Source organism: Rhodococcus sp. KRD162 (genome assembly GCF_017168335.1).
Taxonomy (GTDB): domain Bacteria; phylum Actinomycetota; class Actinomycetes; order Mycobacteriales; family Mycobacteriaceae; genus Rhodococcoides.
On record NZ_JABFAU010000005.1, the window covers coordinates 588,461 to 609,780 of the forward strand.

The 21,320-nt window shown below is 61.1% G+C and carries 17 protein-coding genes and 3 pseudogenes; 17 read left to right on the forward strand and 3 right to left on the reverse strand.

Annotation, left to right across the window (positions count from 1 at the left end; genetic code table 11):
* The first annotated feature begins 2 nt into the window (after nt 1–2).
* The 17 genes and pseudogenes from J1M87_RS11190 to J1M87_RS29405 all read left to right on the forward strand — a co-directional run bounded on the left by J1M87_RS11190 (nt 3) and on the right by J1M87_RS29405 (nt 18,656).
* Nucleotides 3–1,247 (forward strand): lipase family protein, encoded by a 1,245-nt coding sequence (locus J1M87_RS11190; protein ID WP_206489589.1) that lies wholly within the window; start codon nt 3–5, stop codon nt 1,245–1,247.
* Entirely contained in the window at nt 1,244–1,921 is a 678-nt protein-coding gene (locus J1M87_RS11195) for a YveK family protein (protein WP_206489590.1), read from the forward strand. The genes J1M87_RS11190 and J1M87_RS11195 overlap by 4 nt, the downstream gene beginning before the upstream one ends.
* Complete coding sequence (locus tag J1M87_RS11200) at nt 1,918–3,147, forward strand: lipase family protein (RefSeq protein ID WP_206489591.1); 1,230 nt, start codon at nt 1,918–1,920, stop codon at nt 3,145–3,147. Before J1M87_RS11195 ends, J1M87_RS11200 begins: the two co-directional genes overlap by 4 nt.
* A 16-nt stretch (nt 3,148–3,163) precedes the next feature.
* A complete protein-coding gene (locus J1M87_RS11205; protein WP_206489592.1) occupies nt 3,164–4,432 on the forward strand; it encodes an acyltransferase in 1,269 nt (422 codons plus the stop codon).
* A 7-nt stretch (nt 4,433–4,439) separates the two neighbouring features.
* A complete protein-coding gene (locus J1M87_RS11210) occupies nt 4,440–5,660 on the forward strand; it encodes a lipase family protein (protein WP_206489593.1) in 1,221 nt (406 codons plus the stop codon).
* 12 nt (nt 5,661–5,672) lie between these two features.
* The gene (locus J1M87_RS11215) at nt 5,673–6,506 is read left to right on the forward strand and encodes a sialate O-acetylesterase (protein ID WP_206489594.1); all 834 of its coding nucleotides are present in this window, start codon (nt 5,673–5,675) and stop codon (nt 6,504–6,506) included.
* 408 nt (nt 6,507–6,914) lie between these two features.
* Complete coding sequence (locus J1M87_RS11220) at nt 6,915–8,360, forward strand: sugar transferase (RefSeq protein WP_206489595.1); 1,446 nt, start codon at nt 6,915–6,917, stop codon at nt 8,358–8,360.
* Nucleotides 8,361–8,397: 37 nt separating this feature from the next.
* Nucleotides 8,398–8,697 (forward strand): hypothetical protein, encoded by a 300-nt coding sequence (locus J1M87_RS11225; protein ID WP_206489596.1) that lies wholly within the window; start codon nt 8,398–8,400, stop codon nt 8,695–8,697.
* A gap of 187 nt (nt 8,698–8,884) precedes the next feature.
* Nucleotides 8,885–10,204, forward strand: a complete 1,320-nt coding sequence (locus tag J1M87_RS11230) for a UDP-glucose/GDP-mannose dehydrogenase family protein (RefSeq protein WP_206489597.1) — start codon at nt 8,885–8,887, stop codon at nt 10,202–10,204.
* 495 nt (nt 10,205–10,699) lie between these two features.
* Nucleotides 10,700–12,211: a sugar transferase gene (locus J1M87_RS11235; protein ID WP_206489598.1), complete on the forward strand. Its 1,512-nt coding sequence runs from the start codon at nt 10,700–10,702 to the stop codon at nt 12,209–12,211.
* A 58-nt stretch (nt 12,212–12,269) separates the two neighbouring features.
* Nucleotides 12,270–13,415, forward strand: coding sequence for a glycosyltransferase (locus tag J1M87_RS11240; RefSeq protein ID WP_206489599.1), 1,146 nt, complete (start codon nt 12,270–12,272; stop codon nt 13,413–13,415).
* Nucleotides 13,416–13,423: 8 nt separating this feature from the next.
* A complete protein-coding gene (locus J1M87_RS29000; protein ID WP_274610875.1) occupies nt 13,424–14,530 on the forward strand; it encodes a glycosyltransferase in 1,107 nt (368 codons plus the stop codon).
* 28 nt (nt 14,531–14,558) lie between these two features.
* On the forward strand, nt 14,559–16,406 hold the full coding sequence (locus J1M87_RS11250; RefSeq protein ID WP_206489601.1) for a glycosyltransferase: 1,848 nt from the start codon (nt 14,559–14,561) through the stop codon (nt 16,404–16,406).
* On the forward strand, nt 16,403–17,365 hold the full coding sequence (locus tag J1M87_RS11255; RefSeq protein ID WP_206489602.1) for a glycosyltransferase: 963 nt from the start codon (nt 16,403–16,405) through the stop codon (nt 17,363–17,365). The genes J1M87_RS11250 and J1M87_RS11255 overlap by 4 nt, the downstream gene beginning before the upstream one ends.
* Before the next feature lie 388 nt (nt 17,366–17,753).
* Nucleotides 17,754–17,969: pseudogene (locus J1M87_RS29400) on the forward strand (transposase); the annotation flags it as partial.
* 214 nt (nt 17,970–18,183) lie between these two features.
* Nucleotides 18,184–18,459: pseudogene (locus J1M87_RS11265) on the forward strand (IS3 family transposase); the annotation flags it as partial.
* Between the two features lie 32 nt (nt 18,460–18,491).
* Nucleotides 18,492–18,656 carry a DDE-type integrase/transposase/recombinase gene (locus tag J1M87_RS29405; RefSeq protein ID WP_206489604.1) on the forward strand — a complete coding sequence of 55 codons (165 nt, stop codon included), beginning with the start codon at nt 18,492–18,494 and terminating at the stop codon, nt 18,654–18,656.
* A gap of 50 nt (nt 18,657–18,706) precedes the next feature.
* Here the strand turns inward: J1M87_RS29405 and J1M87_RS29410 are convergent.
* The 3 genes and pseudogenes from J1M87_RS29410 to J1M87_RS11280 form a co-directional block, all read right to left on the reverse strand.
* Nucleotides 18,707–18,941, reverse strand: a pseudogene (locus J1M87_RS29410) (AAA family ATPase); the annotation flags it as partial.
* Between the two features lie 483 nt (nt 18,942–19,424).
* On the reverse strand, nt 19,425–19,931 hold the full coding sequence (locus J1M87_RS11275; RefSeq protein WP_206489605.1) for a hypothetical protein: 507 nt from the start codon (nt 19,929–19,931) through the stop codon (nt 19,425–19,427).
* Between the two features lie 931 nt (nt 19,932–20,862).
* On the reverse strand, nt 20,863–21,320 hold a 458-nt coding region (locus J1M87_RS11280), incomplete at its 5' end, for a GDP-mannose 4,6-dehydratase (RefSeq protein ID WP_206489606.1).

Consider the following 21,320-nt stretch of genomic DNA (forward strand, 5'->3'; position numbering starts at 1 on the left):
CGATGTCAGGCAGGTTCGCGGCCGAGGTCGGCGTGGTGCTGATCGCCGCGGTGATGGCGGTCTCGTGCTCGCAGCAGCCGCCGATCGTTCTGCCTCCCGGCGCACCGACGGCTCCGGTCACGGCCGAGGCCCCTAGCCCGGAGCCGGCTCCTGCTTCGAATTTCGGCGGCAGCGCGCCTGGTTCACTGATATCCGCCGAGCCGATCGAGGACATCGCGGTCGACATCACCGAGCTCGGTGCGACCGCCACCCGCGTGGTCTATCGGTCGACTTCCGGGGTCACCGGTGAGCCGACGGAGGTCTCGGGGACCGTCGTCATCCCGGGTGGCACTGCGCCCGAGGGTGGTTGGCCGATCGTGTCCTACGGACACGGCACGACGGGTGTGCTCGAGGCATGCGGGCCGTCTCGGTATGCCAACTTGCTCGGTAGCGCACCGATCATCGCGGCGCTTGCGCTCAACGGCTTCGCCGTGACGATGACCGACTATCAAGGTTTGGGTCTTGCGGGTTCGTATCATCCGTATTTGGACTCGAAGACGTTCGGCTACAACATGATCGACGCAGTACGCGCTGCCCGCAACTTCATGCCCACGCTCAGTTCACGATGGGCCGCATACGGCGTCTCGCTCGGCGGGATGGCCGCGTGGGCGGCAAGCGACCGCAACGCCGAATACGGCGACGGACTCGAGTTGGTGGGCACGGCCGCGATGGTGCCGGTATCGGATATGACGGGGCTCGCCGACGCAGCTGCGAACGAAACGATGACCCGCGCGCAGTACCCGTTGCTGATGTACGCGCTGCACACGCTGGCGATCTCGCATCCCGAGATGAATCTGGACGACTATCGGTCCGGTTTCGCCAAGGAGCGCTGGGACGATCTACTCGAATGTGTCCCGCCGGGTTCGCTGGATGTGCCGGAACTGCAAACTCGGCTGCAGGCCTCGGATCTGAAGCCGGTGAGCCGAGAAGCAACCGACCGGTTGCGCGGCTACCTGTCGGAAATGGCTCTGCCGAAACAACGTTCGACCACTCCGCTGTTGGTGATGTACGGCGGCGAGGACGAGCTGATTCTGGAGTCGTGGACCGAGAAGGCACTACAGCGCGCCTGTGATTTCGGAGACGTGATCGAGTACGAGCTGCATCCGGGCGAGGGGCACGGCAATCTGGACAGCAGTCGGTCGATGCCGTGGGTCAAGTCGATGTTCGCCGGGCAGCGCCCGGTGGACACATGCGAGCTGAACCGATGATCGCTCCCACGGGTGTTCCGACTCTCAAGGATTACGGGCGCATTCTGTTGTCCGGCTGGGTGTTGATCCTCGTTGCGGGACTGCTGTCCGCGGCCGTCGCATGGCTGGCGACCTCGCTCGTCGAACCGTCCTATACGGCGGCGGCGCGAGTGTTCGTCACCGCGCCGGGATCTCCGTCGCCCAAGAACTCGCTGGACGGTAACCGGGGGTCGTTGGTGCGCGTCGAGTCCTATGTTCAGCTCGCCACCGGAGAGCAAGTGTTACGACGGGTGATCGCCTCGCAGGATCTGCCGATCGAACCTGCCGAGCTGAAACAGGACATCACCGTGGTGCCGAGTCCCGGGTCTGCACTGATCGAGATCACTGTGGTGAACTCCGATGCCGAGGTTGCTCGCGATGTGGCGAATTCTGTTGCAGTGAACCTGATCCAACTGGTGAGAGAGATCGATCTGGGCGCCGACGGGCCGGCGTCGGAGCTCACGCTCGTCGATGCGGCCACTACCCCCGGGTCTCCGACCGGTCCGGTGCGCACGAGCAATGCGCTGCTGGGGGCCTGCATGGGGGTCGTCCTTGCCAGTGTGTTGGTGCTCGCGAGGGGAATCTCGCGGGATTCGATCGACCACCGCGATCAGATCGAACAATTGCTCGAGCACAGCATGGGGGAGAAGCGATGAACGATCGAAAAAGGCTGCTGCGCAGAGCTGCAACGGTGGGTGCGGCCGCGCTGGTGCTGGTATCGGCGGGGTGCTCCTCCGACGATGCCGCGGTGGACCCCCGATCTGTTGCGCTCGGGCCAACGCTGGCCGCCGATTACTCCGATGACGGCCCGGGCTCGCTCGAGAGTGCGGAGGAGTTGCTCACCATCGACCGACGCCTCAGCGGCATCTCGTCCATCGCCGCGCGGGTGGTGTATACCTCGACGTCCGGAGTCGACGGCTCGAGTCAACGAGTATCGGGCACCGTCTTTGCGCCGGAAGGTACTCCCCCCGAGGGCGGTTGGCCGATCATCGCGTACGGCCACGGTACTACCGGTGTGCTCGAGGATTGCGGGCCGTCGACCGATCCGGAGCTGCTCGGCAGCTCCCAGATCGTTGCGGCTCTGGTGCGTTCGGGGCATGTGGTGGCAGTCTCGGACTATCAGGGTCTGGGCCTCGATGGCACCTATCATCCCTATCTCGATGCGCGCACCGTCGGCAACAATCTGATCGATTCGGTGCGTGCGGCCCGAAAGCTGGTGCCGAACACCTCCACCCGATGGGCTTCGTTCGGTGGCTCCCAGGGTGGTCAAGCTGCCTGGGCTGCAAACGAACTCGCGAATTCGTACGGCGAGGGTCTCGACATGGTCGGCTCGGTGAGTCTGGTACCCGCGGCCGACATCACCGGTTTGGCCACGGCGGCAGCCGACGGAACCCTCACCGAAGACCAGAAGCCGCTGTTGCAGTGGGTTCTGGTCGGGTTGGCGAAATCGCATCCGGATCTGGACCTGGACGACTACCGCCGGGGAGTGGTGAAGGAGCGGTGGGACGAGCTCTCGGCGTGTGGTGGTGTTCTCGCCGCCGACCGCACGGCCCTGGCTGCGCAGATCAGTGACGACGATCTGCGTCCGGCAACGCCGCAGGCAACCGCGGTCCTCGAGGGGTACCTGCGGGAGATGAGTTTGCCGACGTCACCTGCGGCTGCACCGATGCTGATCATCTACGGAGGCAAGGACACCTTGATCTCGCAAGCGTGGACCGATGCTGCCATCGCGGCGGGCTGCGCCGATGGAGACACCATCCAGTATGTGCTTCAACCGAATTCCGGTCACGCAGACATCGACGGTGCTGCTGCGTTCGGATGGCTCCAAGACCGATTCGCCGGCAACGAGGCCGTCAACTTCTGCCCAGCTCCAGCGCCGTGACCTTCAGAAGGTAGCCATGACCGCGACACCAGACAGCACCGCAGCAGCCGCAACTGCCCCGACGACTCCGGTGAGCAGCGAGTCGAAGCGGCCCGCTCGCATTCTCGGTCTCGACGGCCCGCGCGGATTCGCCTGCCTGTGTGTGCTCGCCGTGCACGTCGGTGGGCACTACTCACCGCAGACGGTGCTCACCTACAAGCTCGGGTTGCTGGGGCAGGGCCTGATCTTCTTCTTCGCACTCTCGGGATTTCTGATCTTTCTGCCGATGGTGCGAAAGTTGTTCGCAGGCAAGCCGATGCCGAACAACGTCAGCTACGCGGTCCATCGCCTGCTGCGTGTCTTTCCGGCGTATCTTTTCATCTTCCTGTTCGCGAACTTCGTGATGCGTGCGGTGTTCATGGAGAACGCGGCCGTGGCCGAGCGGCACTTCACCGACAACGGCCTCGGGATGCTCACCGATCCGCTGACTCTGCTGGCCAATCTGACGCTGGTGCATTCCTACATTCCGAGCATGCTCCAAACCGGAATCAACCCGTCGTGGTCACTGTCGCTGGAGTTCGCGTTCTACATCGCACTGCCGCTGCTGACCGGTATCTCCTTCTATCTCCGGAAGCGCACGTCGATCTCGGCTCCGGTGCTGGCGATGATTCCCGTGGTGAGCATGTTCGTCATCGGGATCACCGGAAAGTTGTACACCGCTTCACTCGTGGGACCGTCGGGTATCACCGATCCGAAGTTGCTCGATTGGGGGCCCAACGAGATCGCGGTGCTCAGTCGTAGCTTCTGGTCGTTGGCAGACAACTTCACGTACGGAATGCTCGCGGCCGTGGTCTTCGTCGCGGTCGACACCGGGATGCTGAAAGGCGCGATCGCCACCAAGATGCGATGGTGGACGGCCATCGCGATGATCCCCACGGCGGCGATCTCGTTGAAGTTGATCGACGACAACTCGCGCTGGCAGAGTTCCACCGTTGCATTCGGCTCGGCCCTGCTCATCCTGTTCATCATCGTTCCACTGGCACGTGGGGAGAAATCGACCCTCGCCGAGCGTGCCGATTGGGCACCCCTGAGCTACGTCGGCACGATCTCGCTCAGTGTGTACCTGTGGCATTTCCCGATTCTGATCATGGTGGGGCGTTGGGGATGGATGGCGGACGACAGTCCGCTGGGGATGCTCCGAAACGTCATCGTCGTCACTGCGATCAGTCTCGTGTTCGGAACGGTGACGTATCGATTCATCGAAAAGCCCGCGTTGACCTACGCCCGTAGATTCAAGGCCGGCTGAGAGTTTCATGCCTCGCACCTATCGAGCGTTCGCAGCACTGTTGCTGCTCCCTGTTCTGGCGGGGTGCACCGCGGTCGTGCCGCTCGCCGCGGATGCACAGCGAGCGGCATCGGCGGCGGTGCGGGGGTCCGATCCCGAGCCGCTGATGATCGCAGACCCGGGAACCGGCAGTGGGTCGATCGTCAGCGCCGAGACAATGCCCAATCTTCCGATCCAGGTGCGGCTTTCGGGGGTGAACGCTGCGCGGGTGGTGTATCGCTCGGTGCAGCCGGGGGTGGGCGAGCGGGAAGTATCGGGAACGGTGTTCACCCCGTCCGGGGATGCCCCCGAGGGTGGTTGGCCGATCATCTCCTACGCGCACGGAACCACCGGCATCGAGCAGGCCTGCGCACCGTCCGAATCCAACTCGCTGCTCGGTGCTTCGGCGCTGGTGCAGGGTTACACCACAGCGGGATTCGCGGTGGCCATCACCGACTACGAGGGTCTGGGTCATCCCGGCAACCATGCTTATCTGGACAACATCACTGCCGGCTACGACGTGATCGATGCCGTGCGGGCGCTGCGGACGGTCTTTCCCGATGTCGGGACCCGCTGGGCTGCGTTCGGTGGGTCGCAGGGCGGCGGTGCTGCCTGGGCTGCGAACGAGCTCGCACAGTCCTATGCACCCGAGCTCGATCTGGTGGGCGCTGTGGCACTGGCCCCGGCGGCCGACATGGTCGGGTTGGTGGACAAGGCCATTGCCGGCACGTTGACCGAGGATCAGGGTCCGTTGCTGCAGTGGGTTCTCGAGTCGTTGTCACGCCGAGATCCGGGTCTGAATCTCGACGACTACCGCACTGGCGATGCGGCGCGGGACTGGGCCGCGCTCACCGGCTGTACACCGGACCAGGCCGGGGCTCGTGACGATGCAGTGAAACGGCTCGGTGACAAAGACTTTGCGCCCACAACGCAGCAGGCCGCTGCGGCACTGCGAGATGCCCTGAAGTCGATGGCCGTACCGACGGGGCCCACAACGGCACCGATGTTGGTGGCGTACGGCGACGCCGACACGTACATCGACGTGGCTTGGACCGACGCCGCTCTCGAGCGGGCGTGTGCGTATGGAGATGTGATCACCATCGATCGTCAGGCCGGGTGGGGGCACGGGGACGTGAACGGGGACGCAGTCAATCAGTGGATAGGAGATCGGTTCGGCGGGGTGCCCGCGCGCAACGATTGCAATCGATGAAGGGGGAGCGGCATGGGTTTACGGCAAGATCTGACGGTGAGGGCGAAGGATGTCGTCAAGAGGCGGCTCGGTCGTGGTATCGCGGTGGGCGCGTTCGAGGAGCCGTATCTGGTGGTAGCGGTGCTGGGGCAGTCCAATGCGCACGGCGCGGGCCTGGGGCTGGAACGTCAGGGTCTCGACGCGCCGCATCCGCGGGTACATCAGTGGGCGGCATCGGGTCGGTCGAAGAACACCATCGTCGCCGGCAGTAACCCGCTCTTTCACGAGGTGCCATCGAAGGCAGTCGGTTTCGCGCCGACATTTGCAGCCCGCCTTGCAGATACGACAGGTAGGCCGGTGTTGATCGTCCCGTATGCGCGGGGAGATTCGGGTTTCGCGCGTATTCACGGTATCTCCTGGGATCCGGCCGATACCGGGGCCCGCGTCAACCTGTTCTGGGCTGCGGTGGATCGCATCAGAACCGGCCTGGCCACCACGCCAGGCAACGAGCTTGCCGCGGTGCTGTGGCATCAGGGTGAGAGCGATGTGCCGCTACTGACCGGTCCGGTGTATGCCGAGAAACTCGACTCTCTCATCGACACCCTGCGGGCGGAGTTCGGTGAGGTTCCGTTCGTGCTGGGGCAGATGGTGCCGGACGAGATCGAATCAGGGGAGCCGAACTACGCCGTCATCGATGCGGTCCACGCCGATACACCGCGGCGTAGGACCAACGTGGCGTACGTACCCGGGCCGAAGGGCCTCTACAACAGCGACACCGAGAAAATTCACTACAACGCCGTGGGGCAACGGGAGCTGGGTCACCGAATGTGGACGGCCTTCGCGAGGATGTCATCGCACGTCGAGTAGACGAGAATTCACGTGGTGCATCGGACACGCAGCACCTCGAAGTCGCCGTACGTGTGCACTGCACTATCGGTCCCACGTTCGACCGACATCGCTTGACATCGAGTGTCGATCTGTTGCTTAGTGGTTCCCGGGGGTGGGTCGAAACGGGGGATTCATCGACGTTCGCAACGCGGCAGATGCATGTAGTTAATGCACTCGAAACATGTAACGACCTGCGGTTTGGCGTCGATCAACATATCGTTATCACGAGTCACGTTCAGCAGGATTTTATACGGATTATGCGACGGGGTTGCACGGAGCTGTGTCGATCACGCATGCGATACGAAGCTACGTACCGAGGGGAAGTCAGTGTCAATCAGCGATCTGGATACAGCGAATTCCGTAGTCTCGTGGCGCGACGCGAGGAAGATGCGAAGGGTGACGTCGCGTCGCGAATGGGAAGCGCACTACACCGAGGGCTTGCGGGTCACCGACACGGTTGTCGTTCTCGGTGCGGTGACCGCTGCTCAGGTCATCCGATTCGGTGATATCGACTTTCAGCAACCGTGGGCCATCGTGAGTTATTTCGGTGTCTCGGCAGTGCTGTCGGTGCTGTGGTTGACCTTCCTCGCGATCTTCCGCACTCGCTCACCCCGGGTCATCGGTAACGGTTCGGAGGAGTACCGACGCATCGTCTCGGCCACGTTCCGCCTCTTCGGCACCATCGCCATCCTGTCTCTGCTGTTCAGGCTCGATATTGCTCGGCTCTATCTCGCCATCGCGTTGCCTGTCGGCTTGATCGGGTTGCTGCTCAGTAGGTGGGGTTGGCGCAAGGTGGTGGCCCGCAAGCGTGCTCGCGGTGGATATCAGACATCGGTGCTCATCGTCGGTAGTCGTAGCTCTGCGCTCTCGATGGCGCAGTCTTTCGAGCGCTCTGCCGCAGCCGGGTACAGCGTCGTGGGTGTCTGCCTGCCCAATTACGAGCCCGGCAGCGACTCGTCGCTGACAGTCGACGGCGTCGAGATCCCGGTGCTCGGTGACGAGCACAGTGTGGTCGAGGCCATCGAGACCTCTGGCGCAGACACCGTTGCGGTGACGGCCACAGAGCACATCGGCCATCGCGGTCTCCGGAAGATGGTGTGGGACCTCGAGAAGAAGAAGGTGGACCTGGTGGTGTCTCCAGGGGTGATGGACGTTGCGGGTCCGAGGCTGGTGATGCGTCCGGTCGCGAACTTCCCCCTCATTCATGTGGAGAAGCCGCAATACAACGGCGCAAAGCGATTCAGCAAGACGGCCTTCGATTTCCTGTTCGCGTCGACGGTTCTGCTGATGATCTCGCCCATCCTCATTGCGCTGGCTGTGCTCATCAAGCTCACCAGCAAGGGGCCGGTGTTCTACAAGTCCGAGCGAATGGGTATCGAGGGCAAGCCGTTCCAGATGATCAAGTTCCGCAGCATGGTGCAGGACGCTGACAAGCGAGTGCAGGAGTTGGCCGCGCAGAACGAGGGTGCAGGCGGTGTGCTGTTCAAGATGCGCGAGGACCCGCGGGTCACCCGGGTGGGCAAGGTGATGCGCAAGTTCAGCCTCGATGAGCTACCGCAGTTCGTCAACGTGCTCAAGCGTGAGATGAGTGTGGTCGGTCCGCGGCCGCCATTGCGCAGCGAAGTGGAGACGTACAACGGTGAGGTGCGACGCCGGTTGCTGGTCAAGCCCGGCATCACTGGCCTGTGGCAGGTCAGTGGCCGCTCGGACCTGTCTTGGGAGGAGAGCGTGCGCCTCGACCTCTCGTACGTCGAAAATTGGTCTATGACAGGCGATTTGCTCATCATCGCCAAGACGGCAGTGGCGGTGCTAGGAAGTGAAGGCGCATACTGACCCTGCGGACGGTCGGTTTTGTTCGTATCATGAACCGATGGCCACTGTTTCGGAGAACGGACGTGACATCACCATGTCGCAGAACTCATTTCACGATTTCCTGGGCGATCGTGTCGACCAGATCGCGCGGGTCCATCTCAACCGGTCCACGTCCCTGCAGGCAGTGATTGCCGACGGTGTGGACGCGTACACCTCGGCCTACATCGAATTTCACGGAGCCGAGGCACCGTTGGATCTTCAGGTGCCCGAGGTGCGAGCCGAACTGAGCGATTTCGTTCATCGTTGTGCCGAGGCCGTCGAGGAGCCGGAGAATCCGCAGTTTCCCGTTCGCCGCTGAGACGCCCCGGCGTCCGTGCTTGTTCGTTCTTTCGTAACCCCGGACTCTCGGGGCGGCGAATCGGGCAGGCTGTGTTTACTATTCCCGTGTGCGCGCGACCTGAAAGCACTGTGCTGCAGGCCGTTACTGTGATCGATCGTCACGGTAACTCGTCGCCATTGTTCAGGACGACCGACGGGGAGAACACATGCGAATCACAGTCTTCGGCACCGGGTATCTCGGTGCCACACATGCCGCCTGTATGGCCGAGCTCGGCCACGAGGTGCTCGGTGTCGACGTCGACCCGGCCAAGCTCGCGAAGCTCGAAGCCGGCGAGGTTCCGTTCTGGGAGCCCGGCCTCGAAGAGGTGCTGCAGCGCAACATCGCAGCCGGTCGTCTGCGCTTCACCGCGTCGTACCAGGAAGCGGCCGATTTCGCGGAGGTGCACTTCCTCGGCGTCGGGACTCCCCAGAAGAAGGGGGAGTACGCGGCCGATATGAAGTTCGTCGATTCGGTCGTCGAGACGCTCGCACCGCTGTTGACCAAGCCGGCCGTGATTTTCGGTAAGTCGACCGTCCCCGTGGGTACTGCCGAGCGGCTGGGCCGGATTGCCCGCGAACTCTCGCCTGCAGGGGAGGGCGTCGAGGTGGCCTGGAACCCCGAGTTCCTGCGTGAGGGCTACGCCGTCAAAGACACTCTCCACCCCGATCGACTGGTGCTCGGCGTCGATCGTGACCGCCCTGGCCGCGCCGAGGAACTCGCTCGCGAGGTCTACGCGCAGTTGCTGGAGGAGAAGATTCCGTTTCTGGTCACCGATCTGGCCACTGCTGAGCTGGTCAAGGCCTCGGCCAATGCCTTCTTGGCTACCAAGATTTCCTTCATCAACGCTATTGCCGAGGTGTGTGAGGCAGCGGGAGCAGATGTGTCCGTGCTCGCCGACGCCATCGGCCACGACGAACGCATCGGCCGCAAATTTCTCAACGCAGGTATCGGCTTCGGTGGTGGTTGCCTGCCCAAGGACATCAGGGCCTTCATGGCGCGAGCCGGTGAGCTCGGTGCCGATCAGGCTCTCACGTTCCTGCGTGAGGTGGACAACATCAACATGCGACGCCGAACGCGGATGGTCGAGTTGGCGCGTGAGGCCTGTGGGTCGCTGCTCGGTGCTCGGGTCGCCGTGCTCGGTGCGGCCTTCAAGCCCGATTCGGACGACGTCCGTGACTCCCCGGCGCTGAACGTGGCCGGGCAGATTCAGTTGCAGGGTGCCGCAGTCAACGTGTACGACCCCAAGGCCATGGAGAACTCGCGCGCACTGTTTCCCACCCTCGCCTACAGCAGCACGGCTCTCGAGGCATGCGAGGGCGCGGACGTGGTGTTGGTGCTCACGGAGTGGAAAGAGTTCAAGGCCCTCGCCCCGGGTGACCTGGACGGTGTGGTGCGCAGCAAGAAGCTGATCGATGGGCGCAACTGCCTTGATCCGGAGCAGTGGCGCGCGGGCGGCTGGATCTATCGCGGTTTGGGTCGTCCCTGAGTGAGTGAGAACGGGTAAGGCGCAACAAATAATTCAATGGAATGAATTGTGCGCCTCACTCGTCTCGGATATCTGTAATTCACATTCACGTGTATTTTTTGTTTCGGTCGATCTGATGCTTTATCGCTGATTGCCGGACGTCGAGGTTTGCTAAACGACGACATTTGTGTTTGGCACAGTCCGACGCCACGAGAAACAGCGCTCGACTCTGTGAAGTGCCACAGTGGCGCTGTCGATCGCGCTTGTCTGTAACGTTTTTCGCCTCTTCGGCGGTTACACACTACGAGTCCCTGTCAGGTGTCGGGGCCCGACTTCGTAAGTGTGGTAAACCAATCGAATGTCTCTATTCGTCTGTGATCCACATCGCCCGCGTGGTGCTTCGGACACGGACGTGGGACGATTCCAATTCGATACCAGTTGCAATACGGATTGGTACGGATCCGATTTCACGCGCTCGCTACTTTGCCTGCGCACGACTGCAGAGGAGGAGAGCACGTGGCAACTGTCGGGGCTGCACATCGCTCTCTCTGGGGTTCACCCCGCCGACATGACGATGCGACCGCCCGTACGCTCACCTCTCGGCGTGTATGGGAAGACCAGTACATTCGCCGGCTGCGCATCACCGATGTGGTGGCAGTTATCGCCTCGGTAGCACTTGCGCAGATCGTGCGCTTCGGGGATGTCGAAGTCACCAGTGTCCTGTCGACGATGACGTACACGGGTGTCTCGATCATCCTGGCCGGAGTGTGGATCGCCTTCCTGGCCATCTTCCGAACGCGGTCGACCCGAGTGATCGGCACCGGTGCCGAGGAGTACCGGCGCATCGTATCGGCCACGTTCCGACTCTTCGGAGTGATCGCGATCGCGTCGTTGCTCTTCAAGATCGGTTTCGCTCGGCTGTATCTTGCGATCGCGCTGCCAGTCGGCCTTCTCACGCTGCTGCTCACCCGTTGGATGTGGCGCAAGTTCGTGACCAAGCTGCGGCACAACGGTGAGTACAAGACCTCCGTGCTGATCGTGGGCAGCCGCACCGCTGCAGTGTCGATGGCGCAGTCGTTCGAGAGTTCGCCCTCTGCGGGTTATGCCGTGGTGGGGATCTGCATCCCCGGTTACGAGTACCCGCGGGACGGGGTCGTTCACATCGAGGGCACCGACATCCCGGTCCTCGGTGACGAGCACGACGTGCTCGATGCGATCGATCACTGTGGTGCAGATACGGTCGCCGTCACGGCAACGGAGCACCTCGGTCACCGAGGTATCCGCAAGATGATCTGGGACCTCGAGAAGAAGGATGTCGACTTGGTCGTCGCCCCGGGCGTCGTCGACGTCGCAGGCCCCCGCCTGGTGATGCGACCCGTGGCGGGCTTCCCTTTGATCCATGTCGAGAAGCCTCAGTACAACGGAGCAACGCGCTTCAGCAAGACTGCGTTCGATTTGGTCTTCGCCGCGCTCATCCTTGTACTCATTTCGCCGATCCTGCTTGCGGTGGCGATCGCGGTGAAGACCACGAGCCGCGGGCCGGTGTTCTACAAGTCCGAGCGGATGGGCATCGATGGTAAGCCGTTCTCGATGATCAAGTTCCGCAGCATGACCGCCGACGCGGACAAGCAAGTTGCGCGTCTCCTCGGCCAGAACGAGGGTGCCGGCGGGATCTTGTTCAAGTTGCGTGACGATCCGCGGGTGACGCCCGTCGGCAAGTTCATTCGACGGTTCAGCCTCGACGAGCTGCCGCAGTTCATCAACGTTCTCAAGCGCGAAATGAGCGTGGTGGGGCCGAGGCCCCCGTTGCGGCGTGAGGTGGAGAGCTACGACGGTGAGGTGCGCCGGCGGTTGCTCGTCAAGCCTGGTGTCACGGGCCTGTGGCAGGTCAGTGGAAGATCCGACCTGTCGTGGGAAGAGACTGTGCGTCTTGATCTTTCGTACGTCGAGAACTGGTCGATGGTGGGGGATCTGCTGATTATTGCCAAGACTGTTAGGGCAGTTGCTGGAAGCGACGGGGCTTACTGAGCACGCCCGACTTCTGGTGTTTGTCGCGTAGTTCATATGTCGGGAAGGCTAGTACTCAATGGGAAAGTCAGTTGCAATTATCGGTACACGGGGGTACCCGAGTTACTACGGTGGTTTCGAGACGCTAGTAAGGCGTCTGGGCCCATACTTGGTCGAATCCGGTTGGGATGTAACCGTGTATGGAAGGCCAGGGGCAGTCAAGTCCGATGACCCGCTACTGGACCCGCGGGTGCGGTCAGTCACAACCAAGGGGATCGAAACCAAGTCTCTTAGCACGCTCAGCTACGGCTTGACATCGTCAGCAAGTGCCGCGCGAAAGAAGCCGGATGTTGCGTTGATTATGAACGTGGCCAATGGATATTGGCTTCCGATGCTTCGCTCCCGAGGAATTCCGACTGTAGTCAACGTAGACGGTATCGAGTGGGAGCGCGCGAAGTGGGGAGCCAACGCCAAGCGCGTGTTTCGCGGCGGGGCACGCTTGACCGCAAGATATGCGTCGGAGCTGGTCTGCGACTCTCACGAGATTCGTCGACGGTGGCAGCGAGATTTTGGTCGAGAAGGAGTGTTCATTCCATACGGCGGTGACGCTCCTGATCCACTTCCCGTCGTCGAAGGCCTCAAGTCCAGGGACTACGTACTTATCGTAGCCCGCTTCGTACCCGAGAATACTGTGCCTGAGTTCCTGGAAGCGGCGAGAGAACTTAGTATGAGGTGGAACGTGGTGATCGTCGGCTCGTCTGGCTACGGCGGTGTGCTGGACCTAGCTGCGAAGAAGTTGTCTGAGGAGTCAACCCGCGTCCACTGGCTGGGACATGTGAGCGACGACAAGAAGCTGTTCTCCTTGTGGCAGCACGCGGGAGTCTACTTCCATGGGCACAGCGTAGGAGGAACGAATCCCGCGTTGGTCCAAGCGATGGCTTGTGGCGCGCCAGTCGTTGCTCGCGACACCGTCTACAACAGGGAAGTTCTTTCCGAAGTAGGAACCTTCGTGCAGCCGGACCCGGCAAGCATCACGGCTGCTGTTAGTGGGGGGATGGTCGACAGGTCCTGGCAAGGCATGGCTGCGACGCTGTCCTACCAACGGTCGCAGGAATTTTACACGTGGGGCGGGGTGTGCAACGACTACCGGACGTTGCTGGAGGAAGTAACCAAAGTGGATACGGTACGTCGCGACGCACTCGTGAATCGTGCCGGGGGTCAATAAGTTTCGATATGCCTGAATCATTACCGATATTGCGTATAGTTCCGGAGCTCAGGGCCGATCATGTCGAGAGAAGCCGGAATCTGACCGCGGCGACGACTCTGTACTTTGAAACAAACTCCGACCTGCCCGGTACCCGTATTCCCGATGACTTTCGGCGAGTATCGGTCCTTGGCTTGCTCAAGTATGTTACACATTCGCGAGCAATAATTTTGGAGCTTCCTGAGCCGTTGTGGATCCGATTCCTTCCAAAGACGATTTTGGCTGCTGTGGTGTGGAAAGCGTCCGGGCTCGTCAGGCGGAGCCCGCGAACGACGGTCGTCTATGCGATTGAGAACAACGAACCGAGCAATCTATTGTTCGGAGACCGAAGGGTGGCGAAGAGTTTTGTCTGGCCCTTAACTTGGGTTCTGGGGATAGTGGTCCGTTGCAGTGTCGATCGCCTGTGTTTCGGAAGTGAAGGATCGCGTGAGACCTATCTGTCAATTCCCCTTGTGGGCGGTATCGATCATGCTGTTGTGATCAACTTACCCGCCAGGCCAGCCGCGGTGTCCCCGCCTGCCGACGAAACTCGGAGCAATCGAGTCTCTTTCGTTGGTGTCTTGGAGCACCGCAAGGGGATAGATGTGTTGATGAGGTCGTGGCCTTCGGTGGAACAAAGATGCCCAGAAGCGGTTCTCACCATTGTGGGAGATGGACCGATGAGCCTCCAAGTCGAGCAGTGGAGTGCTGAGAACCCATACAGCCGCAATTTTCGCGGCCGACTTCCGCATTCCCAGATTTCGAGCATCGTAGGCCAGAGTGCGTTGTTGGTAGCCCCGTCGGTGCGCGACGGTCGATGGAGAGAGCAGATCGGGCTACCCATCCTGGAGGCGTTGACCGTTGGTGCGACGGTGATAGCCAGTGACGAGACAGCGCTTGCCAATTGGCTTTCTGCACAGGGGCATTCCGTGCTGCCCTCGCACTGCCTGTCCAGTGACCTGGCCGGTGAGATCGTAGAGCGTTTGAAGTCGCCGTTGCCAGTCGGTCAAGTCATCGCATCCTTGCCGGAAGTGGCAGGACGTGTTGCGGCCGACAAATGGCTGAACCAAGTGCAGCAGTTACCCAATGATGGTTAGTAGAGGATCAGACAAGGACTGGCAACCGATGACACTCTCGGAAAGCTCATACAGTGATCGCGTAGTGGGCATCGTGGTGCACCACAAGAGTTACGACTCGATCGAAGCGACGGTCGCCCTTCTGATCGGCGACGGAATCGCGGACTCTCGCGTGATTGTCGTCGACAACGGTGAGGAACCCCACCGGCGTGACGAATTGGCTGCACTGTTGCCGGCTCGTGTGCATCTCGTCTTCGAGCAGAACGGCGGTTACGGTGCTGCGGTTAACCGCGGTCTTGAGTACGCCGATTCGCTGGGCGTGCCGTACGACTACGTGCTCGTGTCCACCCACGAATGTCGAGTAGTGAAGGGCGCGGTTGCAACGCTGGTGGAGGCTCTGGATCGGAATGCTGACGCAGCCATCGTGGGTCCGACTCTCACTTCCGGAGAGCCGAACGAGTTCATCTGGTCCGCAGGCGGATTTCTTACCCCGACGTTGCGGTTACCACGCCACTACTTCCATCGAGCTTCGGAACTTCCTTTGTTTGCAGATATCGAATTCGAGAGGGAATGGCTGGACGGAGCGTTCCTCATTACTAGGCGATCCGCCCTCCGGGACAGGGCTGTGGACGAGCGGTTCTTCATGTATATGGAGGAAGTCGATCACCACGTCGCGTTGAGAAATATTGGCTGGAAGATCCTGTGGATACCGGCGGCGCGTGTGTGGCAGTCGTCGGGCGGAATCCCGCCTTATTATCTGGGGCGCAACATGCAGCTGTTTCAGAGGTGGAACGGGACACCGTTCAGTCGCGCAGCCGCCACTCCGTGGTCGATTGGCTACCGAGCATTGTCCGATGTCCGAAACCGGAAAGGTTTGAGCAGCGTATCCGCCATGATCAGTGGCTGGATGGATTCCAGACACGTACGCGACGCTGAGGACGGGCCGGTTGTCATCGTCAACCCCCTCGGCGGAGCGCTCGCTCATTACGAGAGTGAATTGACAGACGTCATTCACGCACTCGGTCTCAGAACCACCAGTTTGTCAGAGTTTGAGCCTTCCCTCTCTGGGGACTCCCGACTGGGATGGCTACTTGCATACTTTCGACTACTGATCCGCTCGCGTTCCACCAGAAGGCGGCACGTCACTGTCGTGGTGTGGCCGGTCTTGGGTTACCTCGATGCTGTGCTGGTTCGAGTTCTCGCTGGATCCAGAGTTTTTGTCGTTTTGCATGACCCAAGTCCGCTCGTGCGGTCGTTTGGTTACGACGGAGTCTCGATCTGGCTTGCAAGGATGCTCGGACGCGATCGCTTCATCATCCACAGTCAAGCTGCGGAGGGGGTGACGAAGTCTTCGGGCATTGAAGCCGCTGTGCTCCCACATCCAGTACTGGCACCGATTCGACGCGCCGGGGGAGTCGCCCGCCTCCGTGTTGTCAGGGTGCTCGGCCAGTTTAAGGCGGACAGAAACCTGGTGGCGCTCGAGGAAATTGCCCGCTCGCTCAGCGGCGAGGACGTCACACTGGAGATTCTCGGCCGTGGCTGGCCGGCTGTGCAAGGGTGGTCCGTCACTGACGGGTTCCTTTCAGAGCAAGACTTCGACGATGCCGTGGACTCAGCGAGTGTCGTCGTCATTCCGTACCGTAAGTTCTTTCAAAGTGGTGTGGCCATACGGTGCTTTGAGCGGGGGACCCCGGTAGTCGGTGTGGGCGGCACCAGTCTTGACGACTTGGTTGGCAACGACCGCAAGCTTCTTGTTGGCCCATCCTATTCGCCAACGTGGTCCGAAGCAGTGAAGTACGCACTCGATCGCAGGGAGTCTGGCGAGAATCAAGAGTCAAACGCAGTACGGGTGGCCAGCTTGGATGGTTGGAGCCGCTGGCTAGAGTCGGTGTCATGAGCGGCGGGTTGACAATACTTGCCCTAGGTCGACGTACCGACCGAGTCGATGATGCGTGGGCGCGGTCTGGGCGCGTGACGTCCATAGTTCGCTTCGAACACGCGGCAACGTCTGGAGTCCGCTTTGGTAAACGGATCTTCGGAATAGCTCTGGACGCCCTCATACTCGCCGCCAAGGCAAGAGCCGGTCACAGTGGCGAGAAGTTCTTGTGTGCTAATCCCTGGATCGCTGTGGCTCTGAGAGCTTATGGAGTTTCGGCTTTTGCGGTGACCGGACTTTACGCAGTACCGGGCACTAACAGCTGGAAGCTATTACGGCGGTCGTTGAAGGACATTCCTGTTGTGACGACAGCAGAAGTCGAAGCCGAACAGTGGCTGAATGAGGGTGGCAAGGCGACCGCAGTCCTCTACGGCAACACGTTCGGCTATCCCGCTGCGTCGGCGAGATCGACAGTTCCGACAGTTTTCATCGGTGGTACCTCAGATCGAGATACGGAACTGATCGGCTCTCTCATTGATGAAGTCCGCGCCGATACCCGGGTTGTGCGACTCATCGTTGCAGATGGTTCAGGTTCCAGAACCTGGCGAGGGAAACGTGCGGAGATCCAGCACTTCGATCGGGTGACCTCGGACGAATTCGGCAGAATTATGAGTACTTGTGACGTAGTTTTCTTGCCGATCTTGAATAAGCCCAGAGCTTCTGGGCACATGGTTTGTGTCGGAGCGCTGGAGTGCGGACTGCCGGTGGTGTCATCGGAGTGCGCCGGCATGGACGGCTACGTCGACGGAAAGTTCGTAACGTACCTGGATCCGGTCGTATCCATTCTCGAACAACTAATTGCGCGCGCTGGCGACTCCATGGATAGTGACCAGATCCGGGACTTTTGGAGGGCGAACTTCAGCCTAGATGCGTACATCGCACGGGTGATGACAGCCTTGGACCAGCTAACGGGTCGCTAAGTTAGGTCGCCGGCGCTTCGGTTTCTTTTTGAGCGGGAGTAGAGTTCATCTACGGATCGAACTCACCGCTGGTTGGTGGGTGGGGCATGTCCATTGTCTGCATGCCATTGTGGACCATCCGCCCTCGATTGCGGGCCTGTGAGGCGCGCGGCGAGGTCGTCGGCCGTGGCGAAATGCGTCCGAAACCCGGCATGCGCCGCGGGCCGTGCCGGCCCGACCGAGTGCTGAGTCTTCTTGACCCCGGGCGCTTCGATGAGCAGCACATTCGTCGCGTACCCAGATCTGCAGGTCGCTTGCTCGTCGATCATATTTGCCGACCCCGAGAGGTTCCCCCGGATGGTGGACGCCGAGATAGCGGGACCGAGGGTTCCGCTGGAAGGATGTCCTCATGTCCCGCGAGCGGAGGTCGTTCACGACCGAGTGCAAGGTCGAGGCCGCCCGTCGGGTGATCGATTCCGGCCGCATCGTCGCCGAGGTCGCTCGCGAGTTGGGCATCAACGAAGGACCGCTCGGCCGCTGGGTCGCCGACGAACGCCGCCGGATCGAAGCCGCGACGGCATCCGGTGAACAGCCCCTCACGTCCGCGGAGCGCACCGAGCTGGCACGGTTACGCCGGCAGGACTCCGAGCAGGAGAAAGACATCGCGTTCCTGAAAAAAGCGAACTCCGCAGTCCACCGGATGGCACGACTGCTCGAAGTGTCCACATCCGGCTTCTACGAAAACCAAGGACGCAGCGTGACAAACCGATTGGTGCCGTCAGCAACGTCGAGCCGATCTGGAGATCAAGATCCTCGCGATCCACTAGGAGTCGAAAGGCGTCTACGGAGCACCGCGCATGACCGCCGAACTCCACGATCGGGGCGAGCTGATCACCGAGAAAACCATCGCGACCATCATGCGCTCCCTCGGCATCGTCGGGATCAGACCACGCACGTTCAAGATCCGCACCACCGTGGGCGACCCGTTCGCCTCGTTCCCCGACGACCTGGTCCAGCGCCGGCTCGATCAGGGCCCCTCGACGCGGTGGATATCACGTACCTCACCTGCGGCGAGGGCGATAAGTACCTGTGCGCCATCAAGGACGAGCACTTGAGGAAGGTGTTGGGTTAGGCCGTCGCCGATCACATGCGCACCGAGCTCGTCCTCGATGCCCTGGACATGGCTGTGGCCGCACGTGGCGGTGGTATCGCGGGCACAATCATGCACTCGGACAGGGGAACTCAATACACCGCGGCGATCATGAAGCAGGCATGCGAACGCTACGAGTTGAGGCGCTCGAGGGGCGACTGAACGCGCCCACCATGGCCGCGTAACCACTGTCCACTTTTCGGGGCAACCTCACCGGTGTCATTGTCGAAGTCGAAGTCCTTGAGCGATGCCGTGGTAGGCATGCACACGAATCGCAACCTGCCGTTCAACCGCCGCGCTTCGGTGGGAGCAACCTCGATCAAGAGCAGACGCCACGCTCCGACGCTGCGTTCATCGATAGCCCCTGCGCGGCAACTTGATCGAAGGCTGTCGGCAGCGCTTCGGCGGCGGCAGGCGAGTGTAAGGACCCCGAGATGCCCCACGCAGGCGCTGTTAGAGACCGGCCGTTTCGGCGGTGTTCGGTGCGGGAAGTCGACCGGCGGTAGGATGCTGTGTCGGGGCTCATGTGAGACGTTCATTCCCAGTGACGTCCGTTCATTGGCCCCGAGGGTCAAGGACATCCGATGATGGTGCGGTTGAAACCGATTCAGCTGATCCGGAAGAGTCGTTTGGTTTACGGAATCGGCTGCCCGCAGCGCGTCTTCCGCTCTGATCGCATCGAGCCCTCGCAGTATCCGTTCCTTGCGGTGGCGCGGTTTGCCGTGTTCGCGGACGCCATCGCGAGTCGTTCGAGGGCGACAGCATTGGGGCGGCGGAGTGCTGGAGGCGGTGACGATGTCAGGATGGCACCACCGACGGGGTGGGTGACGGTGACCTGCGCGGACGTCAACTCCTCATTGGACCTTCATCGATGGATGTTTCGATCAATCAAACATGTGCACTTCTGGGGTACGTTCTTCCAGTCCGCGGTCACGGCGAAGTAAGGCTGCCAGCCCACGCTCCAGCCAAGAATAGTACGCAAAGCATCGAATAGAATCCGAGTAGTCGAATCCTAAGCGCGAACAGGAGCAGCATTCCGGTCAGGGCCTCTACAGAGGCATAAGCGGCGAGCAACACGTTGACGTCGAAGTTGCTAGATCGTGACGAGGCAATTGCAACCACGGCAACTAGAGATACTGACGCCATCGTCAGCCTGGATGCGCTGGGTGGAAGAAATCGAAAGGTCATACGCTGTGCAACGGCAGCGGTAGTAGCACAGATTAGCCAAAGGCCGACGATTACGACCGGTGCCGCAAAATCGCGAAACCAGGTGAAGGCAGCGACACTGCTTCCGAAAGCGATTGGCCCGAGACCTATCCACAGAAAGCGAAGGAACTTGCGGCCAGATTCTGGGGACTCGGTTGACTGGTGGATAAGGGCAGGTACAACGGCATTGACCAGCGTGGCTGACGCAGCGCCGACGATCTTGGTGGCCACGCTGAGGATCGTTAGATTGGAAGCAGGCAGCAGCACTGCAGTGGATTGGATCAGGACTACTGCGATTTGGCCGATGCCAGAGCGAGCGAGAAACCACCCCGCTCCCGACCTAGAACGTACTCCACTACGGGGGGTTCCCGCGAGTGTCGTAATCCCGACTCCTCTACTGACCATGAGAAGCAATAAGCAAGAATTCCCAACCAGCAGGGCAACGAGCATCGCGGTGACTGACTTAACCGGGTCGCTCCAAGGCACAAGCAGCGTTAGCACTGCGAGCACGTTGGCGGGCAAAGCGATACCTGACATCCAGCGGGGATCGCCCTCTGCCTCAGACAGAACAGCTCGAAACCACACTGGTGCCTGTATCGCCGAATTTGCAGCGCTCGCTGCCACTATGGGGAGCAGAGCAATGCCGAGTTTGCCGTTCAGCTCAAGCCAAACCGCACCCACCCCCACGAACAGAATGCTGATTCCGGGTGTGGTCCAGCGGAGGATGCTCACTCCCCGCCTTGATATCCGATGCTCGCTTAGCAGCATTGGATACATGACGCCGACGAGTAGGGTGAGTGTCGGCAGAAGGCCGAGATTCCACAGGTAGAAGTAGGCGTCCGTAGAACTATTCGCGCCGTTTCTCCAAATTAGGAGTGCGAGCTGAACAACGCCAGTTCCTTGCGATGCCAGAGAGAGGATTGGTCCCCGAAGCATAGCAAGCTGTGGCCGAGCCCTGGGTTGAATGATCGACGTCACTTGCTCACTATGGCTCCCCGTTGTTCGATGGACAACACGAGTGGGGCTAAACACATGTGCGAGGGTCGCAGCTCGTTGGAGTATCCACAGCCAGAAGCCGCCTCAGGAGTCATTTGACCACTGCTTGTGCTGTCGACGAACTGCAGTCGTCAACGCTGTTCGAACCCTCGGCCCATCAGTCGGTTCAGGGCAGAACGGACTCTTTCGATGCATAGACTTTTTCGGTGGCATCCTTCTGCGGTCGCCACCACTGCTCGTTGTCGCGGTACCAGTCGACGGTCGCTTTCAATCCAGCTCGGAAGTCGACATAGGTTGGCGTCCAACCCAATTCGGTGCGAAGCTTGGTCGAGTCGATGGCGTAGCGCAGATCGTGGCCGGGGCGGTCGGTGACGAAGTCGAAGGCGTCGGGTGCATTGCCGGTTTCTTCGAGGATCGCTTCGAGGACGGTCCGGTTGTTCGCTTCGCCGTCGGCTCCGATGAGGTAGGTCTCGCCGATGCGGCCGCGCTCGATGATGGCCCAGACGGCACTGTTGTGATCGTCGACGTGGATCCAGTCGCGTACGTTCTGGCCAGCGCCGTAGAGCTTGGGCCGGGAGCCGCTGAGGATGTTGGTGATCTGACGCGGGATGAACTTCTCCACGT